Origin of the sequence: Nocardia sp. CA-107356, from assembly GCF_050946365.1 — a bacterium.
In the GTDB taxonomy this organism is placed as follows: domain Bacteria; phylum Actinomycetota; class Actinomycetes; order Mycobacteriales; family Mycobacteriaceae; genus Nocardia.
Genome location: NZ_CP191992.1, coordinates 9414197 through 9440687, shown reverse-complemented (window position 1 = coordinate 9440687; position 26491 = coordinate 9414197). Strand labels below are relative to the sequence as shown.

At 68.7% G+C, this 26491-nt stretch carries 19 protein-coding genes, 1 tRNA gene and 1 pseudogene; 11 read left to right on the top strand and 10 right to left on the bottom strand.

Features of this window, described 5'->3' with window-relative positions:
* Window positions 1-130 precede the first annotated feature (130 nt).
* The 3 genes from ACQP1G_RS42330 (at window position 131) to ACQP1G_RS42320 (ending at window position 2969) form a co-directional block, all read left to right on the top strand.
* The gene (locus ACQP1G_RS42330) at window positions 131-946 is read left to right on the top strand and encodes a hypothetical protein (RefSeq protein ID WP_433195770.1); all 816 of its coding nucleotides are present in this window, start codon (window positions 131-133) and stop codon (window positions 944-946) included.
* Between the two features lie 116 nt (window positions 947-1062).
* Entirely contained in the window at window positions 1063-2400 is a 1338-nt protein-coding gene (locus tag ACQP1G_RS42325) for a hypothetical protein (RefSeq protein ID WP_433195768.1), read from the top strand.
* Between the two features lie 140 nt (window positions 2401-2540).
* Window positions 2541-2969, top strand: coding sequence for a hypothetical protein (locus ACQP1G_RS42320; RefSeq protein WP_433195766.1), 429 nt, complete (start codon window positions 2541-2543; stop codon window positions 2967-2969).
* 97 nt (window positions 2970-3066) lie between these two features.
* On the opposite strand, the gene ACQP1G_RS42315 is transcribed toward ACQP1G_RS42320, so the two are convergent.
* The 5 genes from ACQP1G_RS42315 to ACQP1G_RS42295 all read right to left on the bottom strand — a co-directional run bounded on the left by ACQP1G_RS42315 (window position 3067) and on the right by ACQP1G_RS42295 (window position 10574).
* Window positions 3067-4506, bottom strand: coding sequence for a cutinase family protein (locus ACQP1G_RS42315; RefSeq protein WP_433195764.1), 1440 nt, complete (start codon window positions 4504-4506; stop codon window positions 3067-3069).
* Between the two features lie 398 nt (window positions 4507-4904).
* Window positions 4905-5903 (bottom strand): NlpC/P60 family protein, encoded by a 999-nt coding sequence (locus ACQP1G_RS42310; protein ID WP_433195762.1) that lies wholly within the window; start codon window positions 5901-5903, stop codon window positions 4905-4907.
* Between the two features lie 7 nt (window positions 5904-5910).
* Entirely contained in the window at window positions 5911-6930 is a 1020-nt protein-coding gene (locus ACQP1G_RS42305) for a replication-relaxation family protein (protein ID WP_433195760.1), read from the bottom strand.
* A gap of 78 nt (window positions 6931-7008) precedes the next feature.
* Window positions 7009-9549 carry a helicase HerA domain-containing protein gene (locus ACQP1G_RS42300; protein WP_433195758.1) on the bottom strand — a complete coding sequence of 847 codons (2541 nt, stop codon included), beginning with the start codon at window positions 9547-9549 and terminating at the stop codon, window positions 7009-7011.
* A complete protein-coding gene (locus ACQP1G_RS42295; protein WP_433195756.1) occupies window positions 9546-10574 on the bottom strand; it encodes a TRM11 family SAM-dependent methyltransferase in 1029 nt (342 codons plus the stop codon). The genes ACQP1G_RS42300 and ACQP1G_RS42295 overlap by 4 nt, the downstream gene beginning before the upstream one ends.
* A 283-nt stretch (window positions 10575-10857) precedes the next feature.
* Between ACQP1G_RS42295 and ACQP1G_RS42290 the strand changes: the two genes are divergently transcribed.
* Genes ACQP1G_RS42290 through ACQP1G_RS42280 form a run of 3 tightly spaced genes read left to right on the top strand, consistent with a single transcriptional unit; the run spans window position 10858 to window position 13947 of the window.
* Window positions 10858-11931, top strand: coding sequence for a tyrosine-type recombinase/integrase (locus ACQP1G_RS42290; protein ID WP_433195754.1), 1074 nt, complete (start codon window positions 10858-10860; stop codon window positions 11929-11931).
* A complete protein-coding gene (locus ACQP1G_RS42285) occupies window positions 11932-12255 on the top strand; it encodes a helix-turn-helix domain-containing protein (protein WP_433195752.1) in 324 nt (107 codons plus the stop codon). It begins immediately after the preceding gene.
* 36 nt (window positions 12256-12291) lie between these two features.
* Window positions 12292-13947 carry a hypothetical protein gene (locus ACQP1G_RS42280; protein ID WP_433195750.1) on the top strand — a complete coding sequence of 552 codons (1656 nt, stop codon included), beginning with the start codon at window positions 12292-12294 and terminating at the stop codon, window positions 13945-13947.
* Here ACQP1G_RS42280 and ACQP1G_RS42275 read toward each other — a convergent pair.
* Window positions 13833-14627: a hypothetical protein gene (locus tag ACQP1G_RS42275; RefSeq protein WP_433195748.1), complete on the bottom strand. Its 795-nt coding sequence runs from the start codon at window positions 14625-14627 to the stop codon at window positions 13833-13835. The two genes, ACQP1G_RS42280 and ACQP1G_RS42275, sit on opposite strands and share 115 nt — an antisense overlap.
* Window positions 14628-15100: 473 nt before the next feature.
* Between ACQP1G_RS42275 and ACQP1G_RS42270 the strand changes: the two genes are divergently transcribed.
* The 4 genes from ACQP1G_RS42270 to ACQP1G_RS42255 are packed head-to-tail and all read left to right on the top strand — an operon-like array spanning window position 15101 to window position 21319.
* A complete protein-coding gene (locus ACQP1G_RS42270) occupies window positions 15101-16024 on the top strand; it encodes a hypothetical protein (RefSeq protein WP_433195746.1) in 924 nt (307 codons plus the stop codon).
* Window positions 16015-16413, top strand: a complete 399-nt coding sequence (locus ACQP1G_RS42265) for a pilin (RefSeq protein WP_433195744.1) — start codon at window positions 16015-16017, stop codon at window positions 16411-16413. The genes ACQP1G_RS42270 and ACQP1G_RS42265 overlap by 10 nt, the downstream gene beginning before the upstream one ends.
* Window positions 16414-16418: 5 nt before the next feature.
* Window positions 16419-18320, top strand: coding sequence for a hypothetical protein (locus ACQP1G_RS42260; RefSeq protein WP_433195742.1), 1902 nt, complete (start codon window positions 16419-16421; stop codon window positions 18318-18320).
* On the top strand, window positions 18317-21319 hold the full coding sequence (locus tag ACQP1G_RS42255) for a PrgI family mobile element protein (RefSeq protein ID WP_433195740.1): 3003 nt from the start codon (window positions 18317-18319) through the stop codon (window positions 21317-21319). The genes ACQP1G_RS42260 and ACQP1G_RS42255 overlap by 4 nt, the downstream gene beginning before the upstream one ends.
* Window positions 21320-21814: 495 nt before the next feature.
* Here ACQP1G_RS42255 and ACQP1G_RS42250 read toward each other — a convergent pair whose 3' ends face one another.
* Window positions 21815-22570 (bottom strand): hypothetical protein, encoded by a 756-nt coding sequence (locus tag ACQP1G_RS42250; protein ID WP_433195738.1) that lies wholly within the window; start codon window positions 22568-22570, stop codon window positions 21815-21817.
* 18 nt (window positions 22571-22588) lie between these two features.
* On the opposite strand from ACQP1G_RS42250, the pseudogene ACQP1G_RS42245 reads away from it, so the two are divergent.
* Window positions 22589-22852, top strand: a pseudogene (locus tag ACQP1G_RS42245) (recombinase family protein); the annotation flags it as partial.
* 835 nt (window positions 22853-23687) lie between these two features.
* Here ACQP1G_RS42245 and ACQP1G_RS42240 read toward each other — a convergent pair.
* The 3 genes from ACQP1G_RS42240 to ACQP1G_RS42230 form a co-directional block, all read right to left on the bottom strand.
* Window positions 23688-23760: transfer RNA gene (locus ACQP1G_RS42240), tRNA-Arg, on the bottom strand.
* A 448-nt stretch (window positions 23761-24208) separates the two neighbouring features.
* Window positions 24209-25051: a DUF1542 domain-containing protein gene (locus tag ACQP1G_RS42235; protein WP_433209299.1), complete on the bottom strand. Its 843-nt coding sequence runs from the start codon at window positions 25049-25051 to the stop codon at window positions 24209-24211.
* Between the two features lie 101 nt (window positions 25052-25152).
* A complete protein-coding gene (locus ACQP1G_RS42230; RefSeq protein WP_433195736.1) occupies window positions 25153-26295 on the bottom strand; it encodes an acyl-CoA dehydrogenase family protein in 1143 nt (380 codons plus the stop codon).
* Window positions 26296-26491 lie beyond the last annotated feature (196 nt).

Genomic DNA, 26491 nt, shown 5'->3' with positions numbered 1-26491 from the left:
AGCGTCCATAGTGATGGGAACGACGCCGAACCCCCCGGGGGGATTTTCCCCGATACGGCGTGGTTTCCGTCCCGGCCGGGACATGACCGAAACATCCACCGAAATCCAGTAATTCATGGAGGGACCCGTCATGTCCGCACGAAAGAAAAACAAAAACACCACCACCGACCCGACCACCACCACCACCACCACCACCACCGCTGCGGGTGGCGATCCGGTTGCGGGTGCGCCCGTGCTGCGCACCGACACCGAGAAAGCGCTGTGGGCGGCGTTGGGCAACAATCCCGGATTCACCGCCGACGAGCTGGCGGGTGCGGCCGGGATCGGCGGTTCCACCACCCGACGCATCCTGTTGGCTTGGGAAACCGCCGGGGCCGCCCGCTCCCACCGCGACCCCGACTCCCCGCACTCGGCCAAAACCTGGACCACCGTCGGAAAGGCCACCGCCACCCCCGCCGAACCCGCCGAGTCGAAACCGGTTGCCGTTGAGCCGACCGAACCCGCCGCCGTTGAGGAAGCGGAACCCGTTGCCGTTGAGGCGAGCGAACCCGTGATCGGTTCGGTGTCTTCGCAATCCGGCGCGACGACGCAGCCGGACAACGCGCCCGCCGACCCCGAGCCGGACACGGGGCAGCCGGAACCGGCCGTAGCCGCCCCCACGGGCGACGAACCCGCCGACCCTGCCCCCGACGCGCAGGCCCCCGGTCCCGATGCGGCAGCGGCGCAACCCGAGTCACCGCAGCGGCTGGCTCCGGGTGCGCTGCGGGGACAGGTGGAGGACTTCCTGCGCGATCACCCCGACGCCGAGTTCAGCCCCCACCAGATCGGCAAAGCCATCACCCGATCGAGCGGGGCCGTGCACAACGCATTGGTCAAGCTCACCGAAACCGGTGTCGCCACACAAACATCGGCCGCGCCGAAGAAATTCCGCTTCGCCACAACGTAACCCAGCGACACGCGTGGCATCGGGAGAGCTGAAACGACCGATGCCACGCGTTTCGCCCCACATTCGCACCCTTATCGAATCCTCTCGACCGATCCACCGATGACAGGAGACTCTCAATGACGAATTCCAGCCACCCGCCCGACGGGCAGGCGCGCGCCGAGTTGACCAAATACGCCGACAGTAAAAGCACTGCCGAACTCGGATACACACTCGAATTCTTGGATCAGCTCGAAGAATTCAACCGTGTGTTCCTCCAAGAGCCGGGCGGGCTGAGGACCAACGAACGACTGACTCGTGAGGTCATCCTCGACACGCTCTGCCAGCGCCACCCGGAAATCGCTGCGGCATACCAGGCGTGGAAGCAGGACACGGCGAGCACGGAAAAGACCGGCGACATTGTGGCCGCTGCTATCCGAGGCTTGGGTCCGCGCTACACCTACCGGGACAACGGTGAGGTGGTGTGCGGCACCCTCGCCGAATACGCGGTTGCGTGGCAACACGCGCAAGCGATCACCGGGCCGCACGCGACACTGTCGCCCGAGCTGACAACCCGAGACGGTCACCGTGTCGCGGTCGAGATCGATGAGCTCGACGGCTACGACAACGGCATCACCAGCGGAGTCGTCTACCGGTTCACCGCAGGCGACGACGTGATCGCCCACCACGTACCGGACACCCCAACCGCACCCACCGATGCCGTCGGTGCTACTGACGCGGGAAACAACGAACACGACGGCCAGGTGCTGATCGCTCGCCTGGACGAGTCGTTCACCTACTTCGACACCGGAGAACGAGTGCAGGCCACCCGCGATGTCCGTCTGCGGATCGTGCCGCCCACCGTGTGTGGCCATGACAACGGCACCATCTGCACGACGTGCGCGCCGTCGTGGCAGCTCGATCATGATTTCGACGACCCGTTCCCGTTCCCGCGCACCCGGCGGGTAACCATCCGCGAGCTGCTCGACACCGGACAACTCGAGCCGGGCCAGACCCTGACAATGCCCGATTCCAGCCTCTCGGCTGTCATCACCGCGCAAGGACTGATGCTGCCCGACGGCCGTGTCTTCGACAACCCGTCGGCCGCCGCCAACGCGGTCATGAATTCAACGCCAACGGCTCCTCGAATGCCCTTGGGAGACTTGATAGCACCCGATGAACCGGCAATCGGCACACCGCCGGGTCGGTCCCCGGTCGGTTCGCCCGAGGCACCGTCGGTGAGCTGGGATGTCGAGCGGCTCAGCCACGACCCCGGCTGGCCCGACCGTGACCGAGTCGTCGTTGTGGCCATCGACGCCAGCAACGCCGAACAAGCCGAGCGGCGAACCCTTGAATGGGCTCGACACCCCTCCAGTCCGCTCAGTGTGCATATTGACGACTTCACGGCCAAAGCCATCGATCGCATAGGCCCGCACCGGTGGACGGTAGCCCTGGCCCCCAAAACGGATCGACGATGAATTCCACAACATTCGCCCTCGCCACCGCCTGACCGCTGCCTTGTGCGGCCCCGGGGGACCCAAGGGCTCGCCCCGGGGTCCCGGGCACCGGTCATCTCGTCCGATCTCGTTTGTCATTTCATGGAAAGGCTTTGCCGGTCATGATCAACACTTCCACCCCGGCTGTCGTCGCGGCGGCGTTGCATCAGGTGTTCGCGTCGTCACTGCACGCCCCGGACAGTCTCGAGATGTGGCTGGCGGTCACCGCCGAGGCCACCCGCCAATTCACCACCCCCACCGAACCCGCCGGACCCGGTGTAGCGGCAGCGTGGGTTCCGGTGTTCACCGTGTACCGCAACCAGCGCACCGACGCCGACTACCACCCCGTCATCGCCGCCGTGCGGATCACCACGGGACCGCTGACCGGTATCACCTACACCGACCCCGCCAGCGCTGCCCGCGCGGTCACCACCACCTATCCCGACCCCGCCCCCGACGACCCGGTCGCGCTGGTGCCGACGTGGCGGCTGCGCGTCGACCACGCCCCAGACCCGCACACACACTCCCGCCGCGACCCGATGAACTACTAGCCCGCCCGCACCCTGAAACGGCCGGTGGGGCCGAGCAGAAGATCTGCTCGGCTCCACCGGCCGTTTCGTCGTCTGACTGTCCGTTGTGTCCGGGGGCTCAGTTCGTGTTGTCGATGGCGTGTTCGAGCCAGTCGAGCAGCGCGGTGGTGGCGGTGGCGTAGCCGTTGGCGTGGACCCCGGTGGCGGCGAATCGGGCCGCGTCGCTGCCCTGGCGGGCCAGATCACCCAGCGCGGTACTGGTGGCCGGGCTGGTGGTGGCGGTGTAGGTGTGGGCGAGCGAGCCGAACTGGGTTCCGGTGAACGCGGAGGCGGTGGCCGTGAGGATGTCGGTGGCGACGGGCACGACTCCGGACAGCGTGAGCAGCGCGGCGAGAGGGTCACCCGCGGCGAGTTTCTGTAGGGCGTTCCAGGCGATTTCCTGTGCTTGGCCGATGTCGGTGGCGATCCGCGCGATATCGAGGTTCGCGAGGAGCCCGACGATCTGAGCGGCCACCGCGACCCAGCCCGAGCCGTCCAACGGCGCGGCCAACGTCAACGCGCGAGCCACCAGGTGCAGGTCGATTCCGGCGACCATGCCGACGAGGGGGTTGAACTGGTTGTTCAGGTCCCCGGCGACTCGGTGCAGGCCGGGGATGTCGCCGGTGGTGACGAGCGCGGGCAGTTGGGCGAGGTCATTGATGATGGCGGGCACGTTCGCGGCGAACCCGGCCAGCCCGCCCAGCACGGTGACCACCTGCGCGAGCACCTCGGACGGATTCAATTGCCCGGTCGAGGCCGGGCTCGTGGCCGGTGCTGTCGCGCCCGTGCCCGTGCTGGGCACCGCCGCCGATGTCGAGTCCGGGACCGGGGTGGAGGTGACGGCGCGGCCGACCGCGGTGAGGGCCGGTGATGCCTGGGGTGAGGTGGAGCAGTAGAGGTCGCCCTCGGCGCAGAGAGTGCGGACGCGGTCGGTGAGGTCACCGAAGTCCTGGGAGCGGGGACCGGCGATGCCTTGGCCGGACACTGGATTACCGAGCTGGGTGGTGGTGGGGTCGCGGCGCGGGTCGGAGACGAGTCCGACCGCGACGACTCGGGAGGCGGGTATCGGGCCTCGGTGGTTGCCGATCGCGGTGGCGAGGTCACCGACGATATCGGCGCCTTGGGAGTAGCCGGCAAGAACCACCCGCGTGCCCGAGCACAATCGGGCGAGGGTGGCCGTGAGTGCTTGTGCGCCTTGGGTTTGCGAGCTGCTGTAGGGGGCCGCGTCGACGGTGTAGGCGAGAGTGCGCACGTCGATGGCGCTGCCGTAGCGCGCGGCCAGGGCCTGGGCGAGTGGGGCGAGCATCCCCACCGGCCGCGCCGGGTCGGCGGTCGGGGTGGTCTCGGATGTGCCTGGTACCAGCAGCGCGGTCCAGCGCGGGCAGTTTCCGGTGGTGGGGGCCGGTGTCGGGTCTGCGGCGGCGACACCGGCCCCGACGACGGTCGCGGTGGCGAGGGCGGCACACAGCAGCGCACGAGCGAAGCGTCCTGTGCTGATGAGCCGGTGGTGGGTGTGCATGGTGTGGATCTCCTGTCAGGTTCGGGACGGGTATCTCGATGCCCGGAATTCACGGCCGCCGAGACGTTTTCGCAGAGCCGGGGTTGGGTTCGGCCGTCGTAGAACAGCGAGCCCCGGCCTCGCGCTAGGGTGAGGCGCGGGAATCGCTCTGTGCCGCAGGGGGTGTAGGTTCTCGCCGGACTTTGCGGTCGGGCGCTTCACGACCTTTGGATTCGCCGAGGTTTCTCACCGACTTTGCGGCGGGGATTCCCATCGACTTTGCGCATTCCTCAACGAGCAGGTGTCCTCGTCGGCCACACTCGTTCTGGCGCAAGGCATGACGAGCTGCTGACCTGCCGGTTTGCGATCTGCGCATCTGAATGACGCAGAGCCGACGCAAGATTGGTGAGAAAGCGCAATCAGTCATGGGAACCTACAGGGGGAATGGCGGCGGGGCGAGTAGCGGCGTAGTAGTCGTCGCCGGGATAGCGGTAGTCACTGACTTGGACGGGTGATCCCACATCCGGCGCGTGTACCATCCGCCCGGCTCCCAGGAACAGGCCGACGTGGTGGACGTTGTTGTCGGTGGTGCCGTAGAACACGAGATCACCTGGAGCGAGCTGGTTTTCGGGGATGCGTGCGCCGGTGTGGATTTGGTCGTAGGTGGTGCGGGGCAGGGTGATCCCGGCGGCGGCGTAGGCGGCTTGGGTGAGCCCGGAGCAGTCCCAGCCGCCGTTCACGTCGGGGCCGTTGCCGCCCCACACGTAGGGCTGGCCGAGCTGGCCGCACGCGAACGAGATCGCCTGCGCGGCAGCCGGAATCGTGGCTTGGATGGTTCGGCAGTCACCGCTTCCGGGTGGGGTGGTGGCGCGGTAGCGGGCGGCCTGGTCGAGGACCTGGTCGACGTAGGAGTCGGCGTGGTTGTAGGCGAAGACCGCCGCACGCAGATCAGCGGGCGCGCCGGAGTCACACAGGTAGTGGGCGGCGGCGTGGATGGCGTCGCTGGGGTTGTAGCGCGAGGGCGGACTCGCCCCACCCGCAGGCAGCCGGTGTCGGGCCACCACCCCCTGGAAGGTCGGTTCCAGGAACTGCATCAGGCCCCCGGCCCCGGCCGAGTTCTCCGCGGAGCGCACGCCCGGCAGCGGTGAGCGGCCGTGGTCGGTTTCGATCTTGCCGATCGCGGCGAGCACCGACCAGTCCAGACCGGGACAATCACCTGCGGCGTTCTGGTAGAGCACCAGCAGCTGCGGTGGGATGTCTTCTCGCGCAAGCGGGCTCGGGGCGCTTCCCACCCCCGTCGACGGTGCGGAGGCGGGCAGTGGCTGGTCGTAGATGATGACGGTGGTGACTACGGCGGCGATGACGACGATGCAGAACACGAGGGCCGCGCTGCCCGCGCCGAGTGCCTTGGCCAGCATCGGGGTCTCACCAGGACTCGAGTGTGGGCGGGCGTAGTGGCGGTGGTGGCGCGAGCATGCTCTGTCCGCCGAGGGTGGCCGCGCTGGGCTCGGTGTCAATATCGGGGTCGGGTGGGGTGCGGTGTGGCCACACGTCGGCCAGTTCGTGCAGGCGCAGACGGTTTGTGCCGGTGGTGTCGAGGGGTAGCCACACTCGGTCGGCGGGGCTCGGGTGGTCGAAGGGGGTGAGGAGTTCGGCGGTGGCGGTGGCGACCGGCACCGTCTCGGGGTCGGGCAGCCGCTCCCAGGTCTGGGCCACGGCGTGGCGGGCGTTGCTCTCGCGCAACGCGGTCGGTACCCAGAACAGGACGGGGGTGATGAGGCCGGTGGTGCGTGCCAGTTCGCTGTAGCCGTTGAGTTTGGCGGCGACGCGGGGCAGGGCGGTGGTGGCGAGGTCGTATTCGAGGAAGAAATCCAACATCACCCCGGTGTGGGTGTAGCGGCCGAAGGCGTCGGGGCGGGCGAGGTCGCCCCAGAGCCGTTGGCAGCGGGTTTGGGACCACCACGCGGTGACTTGCCCGCCGCCGTCTTCCTGGTAGTGGTGGCGGTAGTGGCTGGTGAGGGTGGTGAACCAGTCGTTGACGCCGAGGGTGTGGGTCAGGTGCAGGCTGTGGGCGACGGCGAGGGTGCGTTGGTGGTTGTAGCCGAGTTCGCGCACGCTGGTTCCGGCTTCGGCGGCGAGCACGGCGGCTCCGGCGGGGGCCAGGACCCAGTGGGAGGGGGCGCTGCCTCGGGTGCGTAACGGCCGGAACCGATCCAGGACGCGGTAGTCGTGCAGGCGGGACAGGCGGCGCAGGGCGATGGTGCGGGTGGGGAAGGCCAGTTCGGCGAGGTGGTTGGTGGTCAGGACGCGGTGCTCGTGCAGCATCCGCAGGATCCAGCGGTCACGCTCGGTCAGCCGCGCCACGAGTTCGACGGTCTCGCCCGACCGGGGCCGGTCGGGGCGTGGTGCGCGTAGATCGGCTTGCCGATCGGGGTGGGCGATCATCAGTGCGGGGAGCCTTTCTCGGGGACGAGGACGCGGGGAACGGCGTCCTCGTCCCCGGGGTGGGTGGGGTGTGGCCCTTTAGGGCAGCCGGGGGTCGCGTCCGGCGGGTGCCGCGCCGGTGGGACCGGCTTGTTTGTGGCCGGGTGCGGGGCTGGCCGGGGTGGTGGTGAGGTGGGCGCGGGCGGCGGCGGCGATCTCGCGGGCGCGACCCGGGGTCGGCGGAGGCAAGGGCCGGGTGGTGAGGGTGAACGGGCGGGCGTTTTGTCCGTCGACCAGCAGGCGGGCGGCGGCGTGGAAGGCGTCGAGGTGGGTCAGGTCGTGCTCGGACAGCCACGGGTCGGTGTGGCGGGCCAGATCACGGGCGTCGTCAGGACTCACGGCGAAGATGATTTTGTTGCGGGCGTTGGCGGAGATGCCGTCGCGTAGTTCGCGGGAGAGCTGTCCGAGGTTCTGGTGGGCGAGGGACAGCGACAGGCGTAGTCCGCGGGCTTCGGCGAGCATGTCCTCGACGGGGGTGGACAGGTTGAGGAAGTTCTGCGCCTCGTCCAGCACCAAACTCGCGTCGGGGCGGTCGGTGGCGGGGATGCGGGCGCGGGCGGTGACGGCTTGCCAGGTGCGTGCGACGAGCAGGGAGCCGACCAGGCGGCTGGTCTCTTCCCCGAGTGAGCCCTTCGGCAACCGCGCCAGGCAGATCCCGCCCTGGTCGAGGATGTCGGCGAACTCGACCGTGGACGGGCCGCCCGCGATCGCCGAGCGCACGAACGGCCGCAGCAGGAACGCCCGCAACTTGTTGAGGAGCGGCCCGATGAGTTGGGCGCGGCCGGTGTCGGTGAGTTGTTCGTAGCTGTCCCAGAATCCGCGCAGCAGCGGGTCAGCGGTGACGCGGGTGACCCGATGGCGGAACGCGGGTTCGGTGAGCAGGCGCGGCAGATCGGCCAGGGTGGCGGTGCCGGGTTGAGCGCACAGGGTGAGCAGGCTCGCGCGCATGATGTCATCGGTGCGCGGCCCCCACCATTGGCTGAAGATGCGGTGGAACACGGTGACGAGGTTGTCCACCGCCAAATCCAGACCCGCCCGCCCGATCCGCCCGATGTCGAGAGGGTTCACACACGGCGGTGGCGCGGTGGAGTCGGCATCGAAGAGCACCACCCGGTCACCGAAACGCGACGGCAGGCGGGACAGGACGTCGGTGACGAGATCGCCCTTCGGGTCGATGACGATCACGCCGCGACCGGCGTCGGCGTCATCGAGGATCATCCGCGCCAGCAGCGTTGATTTCCCGACGCCGGTGGGGCCGAGGATGTGCAGGTGATGGCGGGCGTCGGAGACCTTGACCGCGACCGGGCGGCGACCACCGGTATCGGCGACACCGAGGGGTTTCGTATGTGGTCCGGCGGTGGGGATCTGCGGTGCCGGGGACAGGGCGCGGGCTCCGGCGCGTTGCAGCCCGGGTAGCCCATCGTCGGTGGGCAGGTGCGCGATCGAGGCGAGTTCGGGCACCGACAGCACGTCCCCGTGCCCGAGTCGCCGCTCGCCCATCAGCCGGGCGAGCCGGAGGCTGCGGTGTCGCCGGTAGTAGTTGTGGTCGGTGCAGGCCCCGAACACCGTCGCCAAAGCATCCGCCCGTCCGCGTGCCGCCGCGCGTGCCTGGGAGACCGCAGCCCGGTCGGGATCGTCGGCCACCGGGATCGAGACCGCGTAGCGCACGACGGTCTCCCAGTGCGGGCCGCGCGCTTTCACCGCCGCCGCGCGTGCGGCGGCGGTGTACTCCATCGCGGTCTGCCGGTCGGCGGCCCGCCCGTCCACCGCGCCACTGGTGCGCGGGGAGCGGGTCACAGGGCCGGGGGCGAGCAGGTTCAACACATCGCGCAACAGCGCGACCACGAACCCAGTGCTTGCCCCGGCGGCTCCGGCGGCCCCGGCGGTGCGGGTGGCGCGGGCGACGCGTCGGCCGGTGACCGGGCGCGCGAGGATCTGCACGCACGCGGCCTGCCCGGCGGCGAGGTCGTCGGCGGCGGTGATCAGATCCCGCACCAGCTCACCGGCGTAGTCGGTGCGCAGCGGCAACCCTTCGCGGCGGCCCAACCGCAACTCACCGCCCGCCAGGATCCGCCGGGTCCCGTCCGTGCGGTCCGGCAACGGGGGGCGGACGGCCTTGCTCGTGTCGGTGTGCGCGCCGGGCCACGCGGAGGCGACCGCGCGTTCGATCAATCCCGGTGGAATGGCACCGGGGACCCAGAGCCGGATCGCGGCCCCGTGCTCGGGAGTCACGGTGTACTCGAACCCCAGATGCGGCTGACCGAACAGCAGCCGCGCCCACGGCGGGCGTAGTTGCCCGATCAGGTGCGACCAGAACGCGAGTGCGCCTTTGGCGTCGACCTCGGGTGGGGTGAGCACGGTGACCTGTCGAGCACGGGCACTCAGTCGGCGTCGCCGCAGCCTCGCCACCGCCCGCACCGCGGCGAGCACCCCGGCCACCCCCAGCAACGCTGCGATCGCGGCAGGCGAGAACACGGTGTGCCCGATGGTGTCGGCGAGATCACGCAGTACCGCACCAGGTGTGAGAATGAACCGGCCCAGCCACCCCTGCTCAGGGCTCGCAATGATGGTGGTGTTCACGCGGCCACCGCCCCGGACTCGCCAGCGGTCGCGCCCGCGCCCCAGAACGGGGCTGAGTCATACTGGAGTACCGCACGAGAACCCCGGGATTGCTTTGTCGCCGAGCAGTTCTCAGGCTTGCGGAGGATGACGACGTCTTCATGCGCGATCAGGTGCATCGGGAGCCCGGCGGCGCGGTTCTTGACGATGAAGTCGCGCTGGAAGAAGCTGCTGCGCGCGACGAGTTCTCCGTCAGCGAGTCGCCCCAGCAGCGCGACGCATCGCTCGACCGGGACCAGCCCGGCCAGGGTGCCGCAGGTGATCAGGTGCGCGGGCAAATTCACCAACTCCGCGTGCTGCCGCCACGGCCGCGCGGTGATCACCACATGCCCGCCCGGGGCGAGGAATTCGGCGGCCCCGGTCAGGATGCGGGTGAACCCCGACAGCAGGCGGCCGAGCCCGACATTGGCGAGGTTCCCGCGATCGAGCACCGCACCGTAGCGGTGGTTGGATTTGTGCACACCTTCGCCCGCGCGGACACGGACGTGGCCGTGGACGGAGTCGCCATACGGCGGAGAGGTGATCACCAGACCCACCCGCCCCCGCAACTCCGGCGGTAGCAGGGTGGGGAGTTTGCGGGCGTCACCGGTATAGACGGCGGCATCGAGATCGATCCCGGCCTCACGGGCGAGCCCGATATTGGCGCGCGCCAACTCGGCCCACCGTGTCTCGTATTCGACACCGACCGCGCGGCGGCCGAGGTGGAGGGCTTCGATGAGGGTGGTGCCGATCCCGCACATCGGGTCCAGCACGAGGTCACCGGGGCGGGTGTAGGTCGCGACGGCGTGTTGGACGATCGCGGGGAACATCTTCGCCGGGTGGGCCACGCTGTCGGGGTGATAGCGGCCCCGCCGCTGTACCGTGGGCGCGTTCTGGGCCGTCGCCCACACCGACACCGGCACCACGGCGGGACCGGTCCCGGTCGCGGTGCCGGAGTCGACTGTGCCGGGGTTTGTGGTGTCGGGGGTGGTGGAGTCGAGAGTCATCGGGGTCCTTCGCGAGATCGGTCGGTTGGTGGCGGCTGGGTGTGGCTGCGACGTCGGTGGCGGGGGTACGGGGCTGGCGGGAGGTGTCATTGCGGGAGGGACTCCTCGCAGAAAACTCGACATCACTTGAGTTCGATCTGGTTGGTGTCGTCCGCGGCGTGCTGGCCAGGGGTTTGCTTGATTCGGGTGGGTCTTGCGGCGTGTTGAGGTTGATTCGGGATTTCTGAAGTGGTGTCATCGGTGCCGATCTCCTCTCATGTGTTCCGAAGGCAAGGGGCGTGGGTTGGTTGTTGCTGTGGTCCGGGATCTGCGCGTGCATCGATCGGCGGCGTCGCCGGAGGAGCTCGAGGCGTTCGAGACCGATGTGCTTGCCGGGCTGGTGCTGGCACGCGCGGCGGCGGGGTTGACCGAGTCCACGATTCGTGGGGATGTGGGCAATCTCGAGCAGATCCGGGACTGGTTCGGTCGCCCGTTGTGGGAGATGACCCCGCCGGACGCGGACGCCTATTTCGGGCGGGTATTGCGCGGGGCACCGAGTGGCACGCGGCTGGCGCGCTCGGCGGCGTTGTCGGTGTATTTCGAGTTTCTGGAGTTGCGGCACAAGGTCGAGTTGCACGCGATGACCGGGCGGGTGGTCGAGTGCCCGCTCGATGAGATGAACCGGCCGCGGGGCCGCAAGGACGCTAGATTGCGTATCCCGCCATCGGTGGCCGAGATCGATACGCTGTTCACCGGGTGGGCCCAGGAGCTGGCGACGTGCCGGAAGTTCGCGCCGACTGCCCGGAACTATGCGGCGGCGCGGTTGATGGCCGATGTCGGTGTGCGGGTCAACGAGGCCCGCCATTTGGATCTGGCCGATATCCGCTGGGAGCTGGGACGGTTCGGCAAACTGCATGTCCGGGTCGGGAAGGGTGCCCGAGGGTCGGGGCCCCGAGAGCGGATGGTGCCGTTGATCAACGGTGCCGACCGCACCCTGCGCTGGTATGTCCAGGATGTGTGGGGTCAGTTCGGTGATGACCCTGCCCGTCCGGGCACCCCGCTGTTCCTGTCCGAACGCACGGCTCGCTCCGGGTGCCACAACCGGGTCGGGTACGACGCGCTGCGTGCAGGGCTGGCCGACGCGACCGCTGCCCATCTGCCGTCGTGGACGGGACGGTTGACTCCGCATGTGCTGCGGCATTTTTGTGCGTCGCAGCTGTATGTGAACGGGATGGATTTGATGTCGATCCAGGAGATGTATGGCCATGCCTGGGTGTCGACCACGATGCGGTACGTCCACGTGCACCGCTCCCGGGTCGAGGATGCCTGGATCGCTGGTCAGCGGCGCGCCGCGACCCGGTTGGAAGGACTGATGTGAATGCGGTGGAACCTGCGCCTGGCCGCGGCCAACCGGGGCATCTGGCAGGCATCGGAGTTGCAGCGGCTGCTGGCCGAGCGTGAGCTTGTGATCTCGGCGGGCAAGATGTCGCACCTGTGGTCCGGACAGCCCGCCTCGATCAAACTCGCCGATCTCGACGTCATTTGCGCCGTCCTCGGCTGCGGAGTCGATGAACTGTTGATCCCCGAGCCCGGCACGGTGGCGCAACCCAGGCCGGACACCGCCGCCGACCCGGCCGTGGTGAACGCGCCACCGGGCGTGGTCCCGCGCCGCCGGGACGGCCGCTCGATCCCGCCGCGCTAGCCGGTGGCCGCCCGCCATGGCACCATCGCCCGGTCGGTGACCAGCTGCGCCGACTGCCTGGCCTGGGGTCTGACCTACGCGCGGGGAATGTGCATGGCCTGTGACAACTTCGCCTCGAGGCAGTACCGCCATCTGGTCGGTGACTGCGGAGCCTGTCGGCGCTGGGTGCCCCTCAAGAACGGTTACTGCCGGCTGTGCTGGTGCCAGGCCAAACTGGACCGTGCGCTCGTCACCGATCACCTCAACGAGCCCCTCGCGCCGTATCTGCCGCACGTGCGATACCACCAGCTGTTTCTCGCCGATCTGTACAACCGGCGCGCTCGCCCGCCTGTCCCCGCGATGCCTCGCCTGACAGGACGGGCACACACGCCACTGGTGGCGCACGACCCTCGCGGTGACGGTGCGCAACTGGCGTTGTTCACCGACCTGCCACGCACCTACCGCCCCCGGAGCATCGATCTGAGATCGGTGGCAGTGCCGGACAATCCGTGGCTGGCCTGGGGGCTGCACCTGGCCCACGTCCTGGGCGAGACCCGCGGATTCGGCCCCTCGGTGCGAAGCAGGATCAACCGCCATCTGGTGACGCTGCTGGCCACCCACCACGACGGCGACACCGTGCGGGTCTCGGAGTTCGCCCACGTGCTCCATCGCCACGGCGGCGGCGTGAACCACGTGATCGACATCCTGTCGGCCATGGGCGTGCTCGTCGACGACCGCCCCAACGTGTTCGACACCTGGCTGGCGGCCAAGCGTGAGGGCCTGGCTCCCGCCATCGCCGACCACCTGGACGGCTGGGCCCGTGTGCTGCGCGACGGCGGCCCTCGCAGACACCCCCGCCAGCACGGCACCATCGTCGGCTACGTCCTGGCGGTGCGACCGGCACTGCTGAGCTGGTCCGAGCGCTACGACCATCTGCGGGAGGTCACTCGCGCCGACGTGCTCGCCTACCTCGACACCCTGCGAGGCACGACTCGGGAGCACACCCTGGGCGCGCTGCGGTCGCTGTTCGGCTGGGCCAAAAGCGAGGCCGCGATCTTCGCCAACCCGTGTGCCCGGATGAAAATGCCCAAGGCACCCTCGCGGATCTGGCAGCCTCTCACCGGCGCCGAGATCGCCGCGACCATCGAGGCAGCCGACACTCCGCAAGCTAAGGTGTGTCTCGTCCTGGCGGCCGTGCACGCCGCCCGCTACGGCCATATTCGAGCCCTGCAACTCGACGACGTCGACCTGGGCAACCGGCAAATCGTCCTCGCCGGTCGGCTCCGTCACCTCGATGAGCTCACCTACCGGGTGCTCGCCGGCTGGCTCGATCATCGGCAGCGGCGCTGGCCGCATACTGCCAACCCGCACTTGCTCCTGAGCCCGGAAAGCGCACTGCGACACGGCCCGGTCAGCGCCCCCTACATCCTGAACCTGCGAGGCCTGCCCGCGAACCTGGAACGGCTGCGCATCGATCGGCAACTCGAGGAAGCCCTCGCCTGCGGCGGCGACCCGCTCCACCTGGCCGCCGTGTTCGATATCGACACATCGACCGCGATCCGCTACGCCACCAACGCCCGGCGCCTTCTCCACGACACTCATGCCGCCGTGTCCCCGGGTTGCTCGCCAACCCAAGTGCCCGTCCCCGAAGATGAAGCCGGTCCACACTCGGGTTCCGCGCGAAAACCCTTGGGTTCCAACGAACTCCCGTAAGTCCGAGGCAGCAGGAACGCGAACAGGTCGGTGTGCGCGACGGTGTGCGCGACCGGAGGCTGATCGGCGCCCGAGTCGGGTGCGTCGGCGGGCGGTGTGGCGGTGATGGTGGTGCCGGTGACGGGGACGGCGATGATGTGCTGGAGGTAGAGCAGGTCGGCGGCTTGGGCGGCGGCCACGACCGCACCGGCCGGGTCGATGAGCACCCCGGAGCGGCTGTGGCGGCAGCGACCGAGCACGACCAGCAGTCCGCCCATCGCCAACCGCTCCACCGCGAGCGTGGCGATCTGTTCGGCGGCGGCCACCGGGTCGAGGTGATCGGCCAGCAGACTGACCAGAACCAGATCCACCGCCTCATCCGTGCCGGTCCCGGTGCAGGGTTCGTGGTGGGCGGTGCGGCCGAGGGCCTCGACGCTGACGCACGCCGCCGCCGTGTCCGCCGCGACCGCGTGCAGGCCACCACGCGTCGTGGGGGCGGGCCAGCCCAGCAACAGCACCCGCCCACCCGGGGCGGTGAACTCGCGCACCGCGCGAGACACGATCGGTTGCGGCCATCGCTTGCCGGGATCGAGCGGGTCGCTCCCGGCGGCCCACACGGTCGAGGGGACCACCGCCGAGGCCGAGGCTCGGGTGTCGCCGGTGGCGGACCCGGACGGACGCTGACGGGATTTCGCGGTCATAAGGGGGGTGCTCCTGACGGTCGGAGAAAAGGTGTCTACTTATCTACTTCCGCCGAAAACGCGTTTTTTGGACACCGCCGACCAAACTTTTTCGAACAATATTTTTCCGGCGACAATCGGCCATGCAATAGCCGCCGGTACGGCCGGAAGCGTCACTGATGGCGCAAGACCGATTCCTAGATTTTTTGGACTTTTTTTGGATGGTTTGCCGAAGGCGACGGATAGTGATATCCGAAACATATCCACTTCATATTCGAGCCATATCCGCCCTGTTCACAGGCTCGTATATCCCGTTCCTGCCTGCTCCGAGTGGTGGATGCCAGGTAATTTCCTGATCGGCGTGGATATGGATTGGATATGTTTTGGATAGGGTTCGGGTGTGTTTTGGGGGTGGTTTGGATATGTTTCGGATATGGGTGTCCGGTTCCCTTGTTAGGTCGGAATCTTTCGTGATTCCACCGAGCAGGGAGTTGATGGTGACGAATTCGGAGTTCGTGAATTCTGCGGGGCCGCGCGGTAGAGCGCGCACGCCGTTGGGGGTGGTGTCGGCGGCGTTCGACCGGATCGCCGGGCAGCCGTTGCCCGCCGATCCGCGCCCGGTGCCGGGACCGGGGAACCGGGTCGAGTCGTGGGAGGGGGTGCGTGCGTTGCTGCGCGATCCCGGCGTGGGGATCGCTGCGGTCGACGCGATCTGGGTGTGGCTGATCGAGCGGTCCCGCACCCACGGTGGGGACGCGACATTGGTGTGCGCGAGTCTGGCCGAGCCGATGCTCGCGGGGATGGCCGGTGTGTTCGCAGCGCCGGGCAGCCCTCATCGCGACGACTTCGAGTCCGAGGTGCTGACAGGGTTCCTCACCCATCTCGGCTGCGTCGAGCTGGATTCGCCGGGCGTGTGGCACCGGTTGCGGTGGGCGGCCTACCGCGCGGCGATCAGAGCAGCGAACCAGCAGCAGTCGCAGGTGGTCGTCGCTGACCTCGCCCGCGATCTCTCCCCGACGGGTGAGAAGCGGCTGCTCATGATGACCGGTCCGGGTCACCCCGAGACAGTGCTGGCCGAGGCGGTCGCGGAAGGGGTGATCAGCGCCGAGGCAGCGGAGTTGATCGCGGTCTCGCGGTGGGAACGTCGCATGATGACCTCGCTGGCCACCGAGCGCGGGCAGTCGCTGTGGAAGCTGTTCAAACTACGCCGACGCGACGAGGCCCGGCTCGTGGCCTGGCTGGCCGACCGCGCCCACGACCTCGGTGACACCAGCATCGTCGAAGCCCACGCGGTGAACACCCTCGCACGGGTCGAGGCCACCGGGGGATCACCGGAGCGAGTCCGTCAGCGAAGGAAACCACCACTGCGACCGAGTCGATCGGGCACCGGGGACGGGGAGGTGCGCGCATGCGCGTGACTCGACTCCCCGACACCGCCACAGCACTCTCACGTCGCGTGCGCGTTCGGCGATTCGCGAGGATCCTCGCGACCGTCTGCACCGTAGCGGTCGTCGCGGTGGTGGCGGCCGGGTCGGCGGCGGCCACACCACCGCAGCCGCCGGTGCTGGCGATCGCGTCCTCGCTGGACCAGGTGCTCACCAACCTGCGCAACTGGCTGATCGGCATCCTCGCCGCTTTGGCGACGGTCTGCCTCACCGTCGCCGGAGCCCGCTACCTCATCGGGGCGGGTGACCCAGCCGAGATGGAGAAGGCCAAGAGCGCCTTCCGCGCGGCCTGCCTCGGGTACGCGCTGGCGATGCTGGCACCGCTGATCGTCGCGGTCCTCCAATCGATCGTGGGGGCCTGACGGTGATGAGCGTCCCGGTTCCCGCCCGGCCCACCCTCGCTTCGCTGCGGCGGGCACAGCGCACCCTCCCGGCCGCTGCGGCCACGGTGGCGGTGGTGCTCGCGGCGGTGCTGATCACCCTCACCGGTGTGATGAGTGCCACCGCGCAACCACCACCGACGCCGCCCGCGCCGGTGCCCTCGGCTCCGGCGACACCCGCACCCACCACCACGACACCGGCCCCGACCTCGACGGTGCCTCCCTCGCGTTGGATCACCCCTCCACCCACCACCAGCCCGACCTCGCCCACCCCGGGCGTTCCCGACTCGACGGTGCCCGCCCCGGGCTCGCCGGGGTCGGGGCCGGGGGCCGGCGAGTGCGGGGTGAGCAACATCTCCGGCTGCGTCGCGAAGGCGATCGACGGGTTCTTCCAACGTCTGGTCGACTCCGCGCTCAACCCGCTGCTCGAATTGGTGTCACACACCCTGCTCACCACCCCCGAACCGGGCGATCTGCCGCAGGTCGGCGCGTTGTGGACGCAGTCGTGGCAGCTGGTGCTCGCGATCTATGGGCTGCTGGTGATGGCCGCCGGGGTGCTGCTGATGGTGCGCGAAACCCTGCAGACGCGATGGTCGTGGCGGGAACTGGCACCACGCCTGGTGGTCGGGTTCATCGCCGCGGCGATGAGCATGGTGATCGCCACCACGGCGATCGGGTTCGCCAACGCGCTGGCCCAATCCCTCGCCGGTGACGGTGTCGACTCCGACTCCGCCGTAGCCGCGTTGACCCAGCTGGCCGCGACCGGCGGCACCGCGCCGGGGACCTTCACGATCCTGCTGCTGGTCGCACTCGTGGTCATGCTGGTCGTGCTGCTGATCTCCTACGTCGTGCGCGTCGCGGTCACCGCCATCCTGATCATCGCGGCCCCGCTGGCATTGATGTGCCACGCCCTGCCCGGCCTCGAGGTGGTGGCGCGCTGGTGGTGGCGTTCGTTCGCGGCGTGCCTGGCGATCCAGGTGGTGCAGTCGCTGACTCTGGTGACGGTGCTGCGGGTGTTCCTGTCCCCGGGCGGATGGAACTTCTTCGGCCCGAACGCGAACGGGATCGTCGATCTGATCGTCGCGCTCGCATTGATGGGTGTGTTGATCAAGACACCGTTCTGGCTGCTGTCGGTGCTGCGGATCGGCCAAGGCCGCACCCTCGTCGGCTCGCTCGCGCGCAGCTACGTCGTCTACAAAACCTTCGGCCTGCTCAAAGGCGGCGGGGGCACAGCACGCGGGCGCGGCGGTACGGCCACGCCCACCCAACTACGACAGCGCGGGCGGCGCACCGCCGCGACCGGGCCGCCGGACCCGTATGCGCGGGTGCGCGCCACCCGCGACGGGCAACTGATGCTGCCCCTGGAAGGTGTGCACCGAGTCCGGCGGCAACCGTCCCTAGCAGCCGGACAACCCACTACCACCACCGCGACATCCAAGGCCGCGCCGAGGCGCGCCTCGCGCGAGAGGCAACTCGCGTTCGACTTCGATCCGCCGGACCCCTACCGGGGGATCCGTCCGGGACGCGGCGGCCAGTACCCGCTGCCGATCTCGGCGACCCGGGTCCGGCGCAGCTCACCGGCCGAACCCTCACGACCACCAGCGCGCGTCACCCCGCCGCGAGGCCGCCGATCCGAACAACTCGCGTTCGATTTCGAGACGCCCGCACCGGCGGACCCCTACGCCCGCCTCCGGCCGTTGCGTAGCGGTCAGTACCCGCTGCCGATACCGGTGATCCGCATCCGGCCCGCGCCACCACCGACGACACCACCCCAACCAACCGCACCTGCGCCGACGCGGCCGGTGGGGCGGCAACTGCATCTGCCGTTGCCCGACCTGCCGGTGCGTCGCCGCGCGCCGCGTGCTCCCCGAGGAGGCAAGCTTCTATGACAACGATCGTGCGTATCCCCGCCGATTTCGAACGCAGTGACCGGCTGATCGGGCCGTTCACCGCCCGCCAACTCGCCATCCTCGCCACCACCGCCCTGCTGCTGTACTCGGTGTGGATCGCGACCCGGGCCGTGGTCGCGCCCCTGGTATTCCTGGCCGCCGCCGCCCCGATCGCGGCCGTGGTCACCGTCGCGATCCTGACCCGCCGCGACGGGCTCCCGGCCGACCTGCTGCTGTGGGCCGCGATCGGCCACCGCCTCCGCTCGCGGCACCTCGTGACCGAATCCGAGGGTGCCGTGCTCGCGGCACCGAGATGGATCACCGACCGCGCCGCACGAACCCGTCCACGCCCGCCGGTTCCGACAGCGTTGTCACCCCAGGAGTTGCGATTACCGGCGTCGGCCACACCGGGCGGCGGCGGTGTCGGGGTCATCGACCTCGGGGGCGACGGGCTTACTGTCGTCGCGGTCGCGGGCACCCTCAACCTCGCGTTACGCACCCCGGCCGAACAAGACAGCCTCGTCGGGCAACTCGCGGGCTGGCTGCACACCCTGCGCCAACCCGTCCAGATCCTCCTGCGATCTGCCCGCCTGGACCTCACCGCCCACCTCACCGGCCTGCACACCGCCACCGCCGACATGTCCCCGGACCTGGCCGCCGCCGCCCACGACCACGCCGCACACCTCGCCGAACTGGCCGCCGGGGACGACCTCACCCGCCGCCAGGTGCTGCTGGTATGGCGCGAACCCCTCGACAACCCCGCCGCCGCGACCGCGCCGGGCATGAGACTGCTCGGAGGTGGTCGGGCTCGGCGTGGCCTGTCGGCCGCCGCGCGCCGTGGCGCGGAGTCGCGGCTGCTGCGCCGCATGAACGAGGCCGCCGACACCCTCGCCCCGTTGGGGATCACGGTCACCGCCCTCGATGACGTGCAGGCCACCGCTGTCCTGACCAACTGCACCAACCCCGAAGGGCTCGTGTCGGCCGCCGCCGATGCCGCACCCCTCGACGCCATCATCACCGCCGCCGGATTCGCCGATACCGACGCCGACACCGATCCGGACTCCTTCCCGTCCGATCCGTTCGCGCCCGAGGGCGGGGCGGGGTTCGCACCGGAGTCGCTGACGATCGGCACCCGCCACCTCGAGATCGGTGGCGACTGGGCGGCGACCCTCGCGGTCACCGGATATCCGCGGGAAGTGACAGCCGGATGGCTCGCACCACTGCTGACCCATCCCGGGCGGGTCGACGTCTCGGTGCACATCGACCCCGTCGACCCGGTGACCGCCGCCACCCGGCTCCGCCACCAACTCGCGCGACTGGAGTCCTCCCGGATGCACGACACCGGCCGGGGCCGCCTGCCCGACCCCCACGTCGACGTCGCGGTCGAAGACGCCGCCGAACTGTCGGCGCGGGTGGCGCGCGCGGAGGCGCGGCTGTTCCGGGTGGGGGTGTACCTGAGCGTGCACGCCGACACCGAAGCCGAACTGGCCGACGAAGTCGCCGCCGTGCGAGCCTTGGCCGCGAGCCTGCTCATCGACACCTGCACCCTCGCCTACCGCGCCGCCCAAGCCTGGGCCACCACCCTGCCCCTCGGCCTCGATTTGATCCGGGTACGGCGCACCTTCGACACCACCGCCCTCGCCGCGGCATTCCCCTTCGACTCCCCGCAACTCCCGGTCGCCGACCCGGTCCGGGCCGCCCGCCCCGAGGGGGTGCTCTACGGCCGTGACGCCGCCTCCGGTTTGTTGTTCGTGGACCGGTTCGCCCCCGAAACCCACAACCACAACATGGTGGTGCTCGGCCGCAGCGGGGCGGGCAAGTCGTATCTGGTCAAGACCGAGATCCTGCGCTCGCTGTATCGCGGCATCGAGCAAGTGGTCATCGACCCCGAAGACGAATACCGCCGCCTCGCCGAAGCGGTCGGCGGCACCCACATCCGCCTCGGCGCCCCGGGCGAGCGACTCAACCCGTTCGATCTGGAAATCCACACCCGCCCCGACGGCCGCCGCAGCGCCCCGTCCGACGCCCTGACACGACGGAAACTGTTCCTGCACACCCTCATCCAGGTCCTACTCGGCGACCAGACACCTACACAGCGGGCGGCCCTGGACACGGCCCTGACCGCCACCTACACCGCCGCCGGTATCACCGACGACTCCGCCACCTGGATTCGGCCCGCACCGACGATGAGCGGATTGCGTGACCAACTGACCCGGCTCGGAACGCCCGCCGCCGAGGAGCTGGCCGCCGGACTGCATCCCTTCGTCGGCGGCGGAGCCTATGCCGGGCTGTTGGACGGCCCCACCACGACCGACCCCGAGGACGCGCTGGTGGTGTTCTCGCTGCGGGAACTGCCCGAGGAGTTGAAGACGATCGGCACCTTGCTGGTCTTGGACGCGACCTGGCGGCGGGTGTCCAACCCGGCGACCCGACGGCCCCGGATGGTCACGGTGGACGAGGCGTGGCTGCTCATGCGCCAGCCCGCCGGAGCGCAGTTCCTGTTCCGGGCCGCGAAGAGTTTCCGCAAACACTGGGCCGGACTCACCGTCGCCACCCAGGACTGCGCTGATGTGCTGTCCACCGAGTTGGGCCGGGCGATCGTGTCCAACGCCGCCACCCAGATCCTGCTACGCCAAGCCCCCCAGGCCATCGACGAGGTCGCCGCCGCGTTCCACCTCTCCGATGGGGAACAACACTTCCTGCTGTCGGCCGCTCGCGGGAGCGGCCTGCTCGCCTTTGGGGGCACCGACCGCGCCGTCTTCGGATCGCTGGCCTCACTCACGGAAGACGCTTTGATCACGACTTCTCCGGAGTTCCTCGCCACCACCGGCGATGACGGCGACACCGACATCGACCTCGGCCAGTGGCCGCTGCTGGCCCCACTCACCGAACCCGACCCCGGCAACGCCGGTGACGTCGGGACCACACTGGCAGACCTCGGCGGCGACGACATCGCCGACAGCGGCGAAGAGGTAGTGCTCGACGGTCGGTCGGCGTGAGAGCGGATGTCCACACCATCGCGATCCGCGGAGGGAGGGCATGCCGGGGCGGGCCCGTCCCGTATCCGACCCAGCCCGTACAACGATCACCCGCCGCGCCGCCCCGAACGCGCGCCTGCCGCCCTATCACGACGCGACCGAAACCACCGGTGCCCGAACACGAATCGGTGGCGCTACGGCCCGACACGAGTCGCGTCGAACATTCCGCAACAACACCCGCGCGGTGGTACCGGCGAATCGGGGGTTCGCTTGACGACGGCCGGTGTAGGGAGCGTTCATGGACCCGCATTCAGGCACGGCGGACACGACATCCACAAACCGGAGAGGAGATGAAATGACCCACACACCAGAGGAACCCGACCCATCGAAGCTTTCGCCCAAGTCGCTGCCGTCGCGCCGAAACACAACCGCACCCGGGGCCTGGGTCGCCGGAGTTCCGGAGGCGGACATCGAGATTCGGATCGCCGAGGGCGCGGACGGTGAGAGGCTCGCCGATCAGCAAGCTCGGATTCTATGGGAGATAACCAAATGGCAGATGGGCCAGAACAGTTCAGACAGTGGGCAGGAGAAAAAGGCGGCTTGACGTCCTCGCCCTACCGAGCCGACGCCGATGACGTGCTGTATCGGATCGCGTTCGCGGGCCGTACCTCCACCGCCGATTTGCAGGACCCGACGTTGTCGATCCCGCGTCAGTTCAGCAACTGCGGACTCGTGATTCCCGACGGCGGAGTGATCACCGCACATTTCTGGGACGTGGAGTCCGGGCGCAAGGATCTTGCCGATCGCGGTCACGCCACCACGCACGAGCAGTTCGACATCCCGGTGCCCCGCGACGGCGGTATCGCGGACCTGTTGGCCGAAGCCGAGAAACCGGGTCGCCGTTTCGACTACGTGCTGTGCGAGTCCATCGAACGCATCGCCCGACGCACCTACACCGGTACCGATATCGAACATCGTCTCGAACGCGCCGGGGTCCGGCTCCTGGCCGCCGACGAACCGTTCCGGCTGAAACACACAGGTAACCGGAAAGAGAAACGAGCCACCCAGGTCCTGACCCGCAGGGTCAAGCAAGGCATCGCCGAGTTCTACGTGCTGGAACTGTTGGAGAAATCCTGGGACGGATACGCCGTCCACACCGAGGCAGGATTCAACATCGGCAAAGCCTGCTACGGCTACCGCGCCAAACTCATCGCCCACCCCGTCCCGGCCAAACGCGCCAAAGGACAGAAGAAAACCGTACTCGAACCCCACCCCGACCAAGCCCCGGTCGTGCAACGCATCTTCGCCTACCGCGTCGAGGAACGACTGTCGTTCCAGGCCATCGCCGACCGCCTCAACCCCGACCTGTCACTCAACCCGCCACCGACCCCGGTCGACCCCCGCCGCGCAGTCGGTCGCTGGACGATGTCGAACGTGCGCGAGATCCTGGGCAACCCCAAATACACCGGACACATGGTATGGAACCGCCGCGCACGGAAAACCAACGGCGGCAAAACCAATCCACCCTCGCAGTGGGTATGGTCCGAACAGCCCACCCACGAACCACTGATCAGCCTCGACATGTTCCTGGCAGTACAGCGACCACGCACCCAGCGCGACAACTCCCGCCGCACCACCGGGATGAACACCCACCCCGACACCAAACACTCCTACCTGTTTCGCACCTACCTGGCCTGTGACCACTGCGACCGACGCATGTTCGGCAAAACCCGGCGCACCTCGCTCTACTACGTGTGCGCGCCGAAGAAGAACTACATCCCCGAAGGCCACCCCACCGGCGGGTCCTTCTTCGTCCGCGAAGACCACCTGATCGACCACCTCAACGAGTTCCTCAACCACCACGTCTTCAGCGACTACCGCCGCACCCTTCTCGCTGGCCGTGATCTCGGCATCGCCGCCGCCCGCGACCACGAAGAAAAACTCGCCGCCCTGCGGCGCGACATCGCCGAGATCGACCGCAAAGCGAAACGACTCGTCCGCAGCCTGGAACTCGTCGATGAACCCGATCAGGAACTCATCCGCGACATCAACACCCGCCGTGCCGAACTGCGCGACCAACAAACACAGCTACGCGAACGGCTCAGCGGGCTGGAAGACGAGCAACAACTCATGCCCAACCCCGACCTGATCGAATCACTCCCCACCGGATACGTCCGCGTCGAGCAGATGCCCGAACAACTTGCCCGGACATTATTCGAAGCTCTACGACTCGAAATCCGCTACAACAAGCTCCAGCACCGAGTGACCTACCGCATCACACTCTCGGGCTTCACCCTGGCCGCTGCGCAACGCACCGCCAAAACCGCCATCACAAGAAAACGCCAGCGACACCAAATACCCAGCACCGCTGGCGTTCCCATGTTTGATGTGCCCTCGGCAGGATTCGAACCTGCGACACCCGCTTTAGGAGAGCGGTGCTCTATCCCCTGAGCTACGAGGGCTGGTCTGGTGGGCGCCGGGGCGCCTATCGGGACTTCGGGGAGTCTACCGGGTCGGGTGCGTGGGAGCCGCATCGATTTGGATGGGGGCGTCATCGGGTCGACCCCGGATTGGGGTGACCAGGAGCGGGAAGCTGTCTGAGACTGCTGGTGTGGGCTCGGTCTGTTTCAGCGGGCTCGCTGCGTATGACGCAAGCTGGAGGTGGGCCGGGCCGGGATGTGGTCCGAGAAGCGCGCTGCTTTTCCTGGACGAGCTGGCCCGTTACGGCGACCGCATCACCGTCCGCGCCGACGATGTGGACCGGCTGCCCGGTGGGAAAGCCCTGCGTCGCAGGTGGAAACCGGGCACTGCGGTCTATTCCTTCGGCCTGCCTGCGATGCTCGGTCCATGTCGCGGACAATTAGTCGCCGATCGAGGCTGCGCCGGGGAGGCATGCACACGGCCAGGCGATCAGAACCCGCCGTCGAATCCGCCTCCATCGAAGCCCCCGCCATCGAAGCCCCCGCCGTCGAAGCCCCCGCCGTCGAAGCCGCCTCCATCGAACCCGCCGTTACCCCCGTCGTACCCACCTTGATCGCCGGAGTCTCCACCCTGATCACCCGAGTCGTACCCCTGATCCCCGCCCGCCGCGTCGAGCGCGTCCTGATACCCCTCGCCGTAGCCGCTTTCGAACCCCTGCACGTCATACCCCACCCCGGACATTCCGGAGAACAGCGACGAGAACAGTAGTGCCGAACCCAAGCCCCAAGCGCCAGCGATCAATGCGGGCCGCCACCACGGTTCGGAGTACCAGCCCGCCGGTACCGGCCGTCCCGCGACCCGGCCGCCCGGGTAGTAATTCGGTGTCTCCGCGGAGGGATTCGGCGAAGCGGCGACCTCGCGGCCCTCGTATTCGACGAGCCGCTTCTCGGTGACCCGCCCGGCGGTGTCCTGACCGTCCAGTGCCGGAATCACCGGGCCGGGGTCGATGCCCATTGCGATGCGCGCCGCCCGGATGTAGTACATGCCCTCGGCCGCGGTCTGCTTCGCCAGTCGCGCCTGGGCGGGTGTGCGGGCCTGCTCGATCTGCGATCCGGCCGCGATATGCCGTTCCGAGGCGTCCGCGAGCGCCTGCTCGGCCGCCTCGTTGGTACCGCTGAGGTTGTAGACCTGGCCCGCGAGCCGTTCGATCATCTGCCTGGCCTCGGCGGCCGCGTCGTCGAATTCTCGCGCCGCGCGCTGTTTGGTCTGCTGCGTCAGGAAGACGACGTAGGCCGCCGCCAGCAGAATGACAACGCCGATCAGTAGCCACAGCACCGCTCGCGCCCCTTTCGTCCTCGTTCCAGGTCATCCCAGTTTACTGGGGACTTGCTGAAACCCGGCTGAGCCGACGGCGGGGAGGGGACCCGCCGCCCCTATTGTCCGGCGAGTTGGCGGGCGATGACCAGGCGCTGGATCTGATTGGTGCCCTCGAAGATCTGCATGACCTTCGCCTCACGCATATAGCGCTCCACCGGGAAGTCCTGGGTGTAGCCGTAGCCGCCGAACACCTGCACCGCGTCGGTGGTGACCTGCATCGCGGCGTCGGTGGCGATCAGCTTGGCGACGCTGGCCTGGCGCGAATAGGGCAGCCCGGCATCGCGGCGGCGGGCGGCGTCGAGGTAGGTCGCGCGCGCCGAATCCACCGCCGCGGCCATATCGGCAAGTAGGAAGCCGAGGCCTTGGTGATCAATAATGTTGCGGCCGAAGGCTTTTCGTTCCTTGGCGTAGGCGACGGCGTCGTCGAGGGCGCGCTGGGCCAGACCCGTCGCGACCGCGGCGATGCCGAGCCGCCCCGAATCCAGAGCGCTGAATGCGATCGAAAGTCCTTGTCCCTCAACGCCTATCAGTCTTTCGACGGGTAAAAAGGCATCGTCGTAGGCGGCGGTGGTTGTCGGGATACCGCGCAGTCCCATCTTCTCTTCCGGCCTACCGAAACTCAGGCCTTCGGTATCGGCGGCCACCAGGAAGCACGAGATGCCGCGCGAGCCCGCACCGGTCCTGGCGAAGAGTGTGTAGAAGTCGGCGCGGCCGCCATTGGTGATCCACGCCTTCGACCCGTTGATCCGATACCCGCCCTCGACCGCGCTGGCCCGGCAGCGCAGCGCGGCCGCATCGGATCCGGCGTGCGGCTCGGAAAGGCTGTACGCGCCGACGGTCTCGCCGGAGAGCATGGTCGCGAGCCAGCGCTGCTTCTGCTCGTCGGTGCCGAAGGTGAACAGCGGATGGCAGGACAGGCTGTGCACGCTGACCGCGACGGCGACCGCCGCCCACCGGCTCGCCAACTCCTCGAGCACCTGCAGATACACCTCGTAGGGCTGATCACCGCCGCCGAATTCCTCTGGATACGGCAGACTCAGCAGCCCGGCCGCGCCGAGTGCGGGAAAGACGCCGTCGGGGAAGGTTCCGGTCTTCTCGGATTCGACCACGCGCGGCTCGAGCACCTTGTCGGCGATATCGCGAGTGAGCTCGATCAGGTCGCGGGCCTCGGGAGTCGGCAGCATTCGGTCAACAGGCATGTCACCTGTTCTACCCGGTTGGTACCGGGTAGCGACAGGGTGGTCACCTGTGTCCAATTGGACACAGCACCGTATCGGACGCGACGCCGGTAAATGGCGCGTCGGCAATCAGCGGAAATTGATCTCCGCTGTGTAAAACTTGGCTCCGCACAGCTGACAATTTCGAGCGACATGCAAGTAGTCGCTAGGCCGCACT